Annotated in this window: 6 protein-coding genes; 4 read left to right on the forward strand and 2 right to left on the reverse strand. The window is 54.2% G+C overall.

Annotated features, from left to right (window positions below; all coding sequences use genetic code 11):
• Positions 1–15 precede the first annotated feature (15 nt).
• Positions 16–1,398, reverse strand: coding sequence for a D-arabinono-1,4-lactone oxidase (locus HA48_RS12440; protein ID WP_128601591.1), 1,383 nt, complete (start codon positions 1,396–1,398; stop codon positions 16–18).
• 77 nt (positions 1,399–1,475) lie between these two features.
• Positions 1,476–2,117 carry a TetR/AcrR family transcriptional regulator gene (locus HA48_RS12445; RefSeq protein ID WP_128601592.1) on the reverse strand — a complete coding sequence of 214 codons (642 nt, stop codon included), beginning with the start codon at positions 2,115–2,117 and terminating at the stop codon, positions 1,476–1,478.
• A 211-nt stretch (positions 2,118–2,328) separates the two neighbouring features.
• Here HA48_RS12445 and HA48_RS22055 point away from each other — a divergent pair, with 211 nt between their 5' ends.
• From HA48_RS22055 to HA48_RS12460, 4 genes are all read left to right on the forward strand, one after another.
• On the forward strand, positions 2,329–2,499 hold the full coding sequence (locus HA48_RS22055) for a hypothetical protein (protein ID WP_158086967.1): 171 nt from the start codon (positions 2,329–2,331) through the stop codon (positions 2,497–2,499).
• Between the two features lie 14 nt (positions 2,500–2,513).
• Entirely contained in the window at positions 2,514–3,641 is a 1,128-nt protein-coding gene (locus HA48_RS12450) for a methionine ABC transporter ATP-binding protein (RefSeq protein ID WP_128601593.1), read from the forward strand.
• Complete coding sequence (locus HA48_RS12455; RefSeq protein ID WP_128601594.1) at positions 3,622–4,278, forward strand: methionine ABC transporter permease; 657 nt, start codon at positions 3,622–3,624, stop codon at positions 4,276–4,278. Before HA48_RS12450 ends, HA48_RS12455 begins: the two co-directional genes overlap by 20 nt.
• Positions 4,279–5,228: 950 nt before the next feature.
• A complete protein-coding gene (locus HA48_RS12460) occupies positions 5,229–6,560 on the forward strand; it encodes an MFS transporter (RefSeq protein ID WP_128601595.1) in 1,332 nt (443 codons plus the stop codon).
• Positions 6,561–6,772 lie beyond the last annotated feature (212 nt).

Raw genomic sequence — 6,772 nt, forward strand, 5'->3', positions numbered from 1 at the left:
CTCTCCCTGTAAAAATTAATCAAACAAAGCTGTCACGTAGTCATTGCTAAAGCGGTGGGTCGGGTCGAGCCGATCGCGTACCGCACGAAACGCATCCCACTGCGGATAGATATCGCGCCACTGATAGCGCTGCGGATCGTAGTATTTGCCCCAGTGTGGCCGGCCGCCCTCTGCCGCCAGCAGCTTCTCGACCTCACTCAGAAAATGCAGCCCCTCCTGCGAAAGCGAACCGTCGTCAGCGTAATAGACCACAAAGCCGAAGAAGCAGGTGGGGTGCTGGTACGCCGGACTGAGCCAGGCCTCAGACGCGCCGGTACAGCGCAGAATAATCGGATAGTGCATATGCGGCTTACTCTCCGCATACCAGGCTTTAATTTTGCTGATAATCTGCGGGGTTTGCGCCAGCGGCACGCCGATCTCAACGTTAATCTGCGGCACCGCAATGCCACGGCAAAACAGCTGATAGATATCGCCGCTGACATCCGTGAAATCGCGGAAGCGCGTAACGGTGCGAAACTGCTTGCCGCCTTTCCCGTGTATCTGCGTATCGCGATGCATCTGCGCCAGCGTTTGATCGATGGTTTCGTTCAGGCTGCTGTCGGTATCGTCGCCGTGTTCAATCACTTCGCGCTGGTTCGCATACCAGGCCTGCGCATCGTCATGGCTGGCCTCGGCCGCATTCCATACGTGCATCAGATTGTCATCAACAAACCACCAGGCTTTGCTCATTTCAAACTGCGTGTTCCACGCCGGTAAATCCTGCTCAAGCGTATCGGCGCTGACCGCAAATTTATGGCAGGTAAACAGGCGAGACGGCTGAGTGCGTAGCGTAACGGCAGTGACGATCCCCAGCGCGCCCAGCGAGGTCTGCGCTGCCGGAAAATCCGCTTCGCCACGTACCCACTCGCGCACGCTGCCATCTGCCAGCACCATACGGATACGCAGCGCTTCATCCGCCAGCGAGCTCTGATTAAGCCCCTGACCATGCGTACCGCTTGCCATGGCGCCTGCCAGCGTCTGCACGGCAATCACGCCGGGCGAGGAGGCCAGCATGCGATCCATCTCGGTCAGCGTGTCATAAATCTGCTGCATCGGTGTGCCGGCAGCGAAGGTCACGCTCTCCTCATCCTGCGCCAGTACGCCCCGTAGCGCGCTGAGATCCACCAGCACGTCATCAGGCTGGACGCACAGCATCCGGCCCGGTGAAAGGCGGCTGCCCACTACGCGCACTTTCCCCTGGGTGGTGCGGAGCAGCTGCTGTAACGCCGCTTCGCTTTGTGGCTGGTGCAGCTGTTGCCGCTGCCCGACAACGGTATTCTGCGCCCAGTTCCACAACGCCGGATCGGCAGTGGTGTCACTGGGGTTACGTAAGGGATAGAGCAGGGAGTCTCTGTTCACTACGGCATTCCTTATCTGTGGTCTGTGACGGTCCCGGTTAATAAATCAAGCGTAGACCATCACAGCGAACCCGCAGATTACGGGGCTCTCCGCACGTAACGCAGCGTTGCCGTCACCGCCAGCTGGCGATTACGGCGGATGCTGTCCTCTTCGCTATCGTGGGGTGTGAACAGAGTATGAAAGGTGTAGCGGTTCGAGACATGGTGCACGCAAATACTGCTTAACAGGCGGTGCACATCCACGGTGTTCAGGCCATCAATGAAAACCCCCTGTTGCTGACCGCGAATCAGAATGTCATCAAGCAGATCCAGCGTGCTTTTATTCATCTCCTTGATGCGCTGTGACTGCACGATATAGCGGCCACGCAGCAAGTTTTCAGTACAGACCAGGCGCATAAAATCCGGATGTGACACATGATAATCGAAGCTGGCTTCAACCAGTTTGACCATCGCCTCTTCCGGATCCAGCGCGCTCAGGTTAAGGCCGGTTTCATGCTGGCGAATCGCCTGATAAACCTGTTCCAGCACCTCAATGTACAGCTTCTCTTTATTAACAAAGTGATAAACCACCATGCGTTTGGTGGTGTTAGCCAGCTCAGCGATCTGCTCCATGCGTGCGCCTTGCATACCGTATTCGGCAAAGGTTTGCAGCGCACCGGCCAGAATGCGCCTCTTCAGCCCTTCAGGGTCATTTTTACGTTTAGGTGTGGTATCCGACATAGCACTCTGTACTGATCAATCAAACAGGCATGGTATCACAGCCGTTTTCCCGCATGTGGCGAGGCGGGCGGCTGCCCTCTTTATTCATTTCAGAAATAACATTCCTGGATAAAGCATAATGCAGGAATAAGAAACTGCGTAAACTGGCCACATCTGCCCGTCACTGCAGCTTATTTTGACTCGCGTAATAATAACACTCTGGAAACAATTTATGCACACGCGCTTTGTCATCAATAAAAATAAATTTATGTTAGCTGTCCGAATGTTACTGCTCTCCAGCGCTGCGCTTACACCTGTGTCGCTGAATCAGTCGGCGGGTAAAAGTGACGCAGTGAAAAAAGTATTGGATAAGCATTTCAACGGCACTGGTGAAACGGCCTGATTAGGACAAACAGTATGACGCTATTTTCAGATGCTGAAGCGCCCTTTACCGCCGCTACACGTGATGTATCGGGTAATGCAACGGCTCAGGATTGTGCAGTGCGTACAACGGGTGGTGTCGTGCGTCTGCAACATGTTTCGCGCCGTTTCGGACAGACTCAGGCGCTGCGCAATGTTTCGCTGACGGTGCAAAAGGGCGAAATTCTCGGCCTGATTGGCCGCAGTGGCGCGGGAAAATCCACCCTGATTCGCTGTCTTAATGGGCTGGAGCAGCCTGATGAAGGCGTGATTGAAATCGAAGGCCGTGACATTACCGGTTTATCAGAAAAACAGCTGCAAACCGTACGTAGCCGCGTCGGCATGGTGTTTCAGCACTTCAATTTATTGTCAGCTAAAACCGTGGCGCAAAATGTGGCGCTGCCGCTCAAAATCGCCGGTATGGCGAAAGCACAGCGTCAGCAGCGGGTCGCGGATCTGCTGGCGCTGGTCGGGCTGGCGGATAAAGCGCACCACTATCCGGCGGCGTTATCAGGCGGACAAAAGCAGCGCGTAGGTATTGCCCGTGCGCTGGCGGCCAGCCCGGCGCTGCTGCTGTGTGATGAAGCAACGTCAGCGCTCGATCCGGAAACCACGCGTTCGATTCTGACGCTGCTTAAATCCCTGAATCAAAAACTGGGGATCACCATTTTATTGATCACGCATGAGATGGAGGTGATCAAATCAGTAGCGCATCGCGTGGCGGTCATTGATGCCGGTGAGATCATTGAGCAGGGGCCAGTGTGGCAGGTCTTTGCCCATCCGCAGGCCGGGCTAACGCGCACGCTGCTCCGCGGATTGCTCCCGCAGTTGCCTGAGAATATTGCCGCACGTATTTGTGCGCAGAAGCAGGGTGAGGCGATCTACAGCGTACATTTTGCCGGGGAAGATGCGCAGGGCGATCTGTTAACACGCTTCGCCTGTGCGTTCCCGGACACTTTCCGCCTGCTGCAAGGCGGCATTGATCACATCGGGCACTACGCTGTGGTGCATTTTTTTATTGCGATTCCGGCGGATCATATCGCGGATGAGCAACGGGCTATCCGCTGGCTGCAGGCGCAGCAGGCACAGGTGGAGTTAATGGGTTATGTCGCCAGCGATGCTTGATCTACTCCTGAATGCACTGGGTGAAACGGTACTGATGACCGCGATCTCCGGGCTGTTTTCGCTGGTAGCGGGGTTGCCGCTCGGCCTGATCTTAGTGATGACCAGCCCGGGTGGCATTGCGGAACATCGCGGTATTCATCGCGTACTGGGGCTGATCATTAATGGCTTCCGTTCGCTACCGTTTATTATTTTACTGGTGGCACTCATTCCGTTTACCCGCCTGCTGGTAGGCACCTCACTCGGCACCTGGGCGGCGATTGTTCCTTTATCGATCACTGCCACTCCCTATTTTGCCCGCGTGGCTGAAGTGTCGCTGCGCGATGTGGATCGCGGTCTGATTGACGCCGTCCGTGCGATGGGGGCCAGCAAGCTGCGTATTGTGTGGGATGTCCTGATTCCGGAAGCGTTACCCGGCATTCTTTCCGGCTTTATTGTCACGTTGGTCGCCCTGATTGGCGCATCGGCCATGGCAGGCGCCATCGGCGCGGGTGGCCTGGGCGATCTGGCCATTCGCTACGGTTACCAGCGTTTTGAAACATCGGTGATGATAGCGGTTATTATCGTGCTCATTGTACTGGTGTGCGGAATTCAGTGGATCGGTGACCGTCTGGTGCAGCATATCGATAAACGCCACTGAGTGTATGAGCATATATTATGTCTGATAGCTTTTTTGCCACGGATGGCAATTAACGCGCGCCACACGCGTTACCCGGAAATCACCCTTTTACACTCTCATCTTGCCTGCCAAAAATAATAGCGTTTTCGCCGGAATTCGCTGTGCCTCTTATTTTAAATAATCTTCGCCTGCCCGCTAAAGCGAAATAACTTGCACGATACGTAAACACACAGGCCCGGTAAAGTCGTCGCTCACCGTATCGGTATGGTGCCAGCCCGGGTATAGCGGTGATCATGCTAAGCAGCGCTTCACGCCTCCCTTTACCGGAAATCTCATCACGCCGCGCTTAAACCCACTGTTCGAAGCCCTCACAATCGTGACGGAACGATTTTTTTGCATACATAAAAAATACAAAGGAAATACAAAATTATAGGAGAAAAATGCAGTTAATTTTTATTTTTTACTTAAATATTAATTAATTAAGTTTTTACATAGTGCGTTTTTATCTTATAAATTATTTCAGATAGCGATCACATTCTCGCGTAAATGGCGTGTGAGGCATATTTACAGCATGGAGAAAACGGCATAATTTTGAACACAGATTTAACCTGACTGTAACAGGACGCGGCGTGATAAAACGCACCAACCGGTCAGGAAGCAGCAAGGTAAGGACACCAGCCCAGAAATACTGAAATTAGCCAAAGATGATGAGTGCTGACCGAACGTATTAATGGCCATCGGGCCCGGTTCAGCAGATAAAAATATTCCGGCAGTGAGCGGAAGAATATAACAGCTGGCTGACGAACCCTCACGGAAGACATTAACGCATGTTCCCACGCGCCTGTATCGCGTGGCGATTAATACTGCGCCTGTTTACGACGAAACTATTATTTTCGCTCACTGAATACGTCAGCTTATTCAGACAAATGGTTGTACCTGCAATACCTAAATATTAACGGAGAACACCTGCCATGAATAACAACAATATCTCCATCGAAGACGTACCGTTAAATGGTTTTCACCAGTTAATGTCGATACGTGCCGGTGGGGGCTGGATTCTCGATGGCTATGTGCTGAGCATTATCGGCGTCGCCATCGTACAATTTTTTCAACACCTGCAGTTAGATACTTTCTGGCAAGGCATGGTCGCGGCATCGGCGATGCTGGGCACCTTTTGCAGTGGTTTCCTCGGTGGCTGGCTTACCGATATCGTTGGCCGCCGCCGTCTGTTCTTTGTCGGACCAATCCTGTTCATCCTCGGTTCTGTAGGGACATTCTGGGCAGAATCGGCAATGGCGCTATTTGTTTTGCGCTTTTTAGTGGGCGTCGGCGTAGGCCTGGAGTACCCGGTTGCCGGTTCGCTGCTGACAGAGTTCTTGCCGCAGAAACATCGCGGTAAGCGTCTGGCTGCGTTAACTATCCTCTGGTTTGCCGGCGCGGCGCTGGCGTATATCGTTGGTAACCTGATCCTTGCATCAGGCGGCGATGCTGCATGGCGTCTGGTGCTGGCAAGTCCGGCGGTACTGGGTGTGTTGCTGTTTGTACTGCGTCTCGGTACGCCTGAATCACCGCGCTGGTTAATCAGCAAAGGCCGCCTCACGGAAGCGGAGCAGATTATCCGAAAAGTGTATGGTCCGGAATTCTCTCTGAAAAATGTGCCCGAAGAGACCGCTGAGGCTAAAGTGTCGCTGAAAGACCTGCTGCGCTCCGGTTACGGTAAACGCATGCTGTTTGTTTCCGTGTTCTGGAGCGCGGCAGTGGTACCGATGTTTGCGGTTTACTCATTTGCCCCCATCGTTCTGAAAGCGCTGAACCTGGACGGAGAGTGGGCATCACTGGGGTCCATCGCGATTACGCTGCTGTTTGTGGTGGGCTGCATTCTCGCAACGCGTTTGATTGATACCATGGGGCGCCGTCGTCTGATTATTCAGAGCTTCCTGTGGTCAAGTCTTGCCCTGCTGGCGCTGGGTATGTTCTCACACGGTTCTGAGATGCTGGTACTGGTGCTGTTTGGTGCCTATGCCGTGTTTATCGGCGGGGCGCAGGTGCTGGAGCTGGTCTACCCGAACGAGTTGTTCCCGACGGAAGTGCGCGCATTTGCGGTCGGCATGGGTTCATCAATGTCGCGGATTGGTTCTGCGGCCGGCACCTGGCTGGTACCGATCTCCCTGCAGAGCCTGGGCATTGCTAACACCATGTATGCCGCAGCGATCGTCTCCTTTATTGGTCTGCTGGTCTCCGTGTGGCTGGCGCCGGAAACGCGCAATATGACCCTTAACCAGGCCGCTTCACTCGCGCGATAAAGGGTTGAGCAATACAGGCAAGCCTGCCCGGGAGACCGGGTGGGCTTTTTTAGCAGGGACGGGGCCGGTTATCTGGTCTGCCAGGGGCGCCATGAATGGCGAACCTGAATACCCGCGATTCGCCCGTCACTACATCCGTCACAACATTCGTCACTACAGAGCGTGCATGCATGTGCACCACACCCCTCAACCGCGACGCCCTACGCTGCACA

Source organism: Pantoea wallisii, assembly GCF_002095485.1.
Classification (GTDB): Bacteria; Pseudomonadota; Gammaproteobacteria; order Enterobacterales; family Enterobacteriaceae; genus Pantoea; species Pantoea wallisii.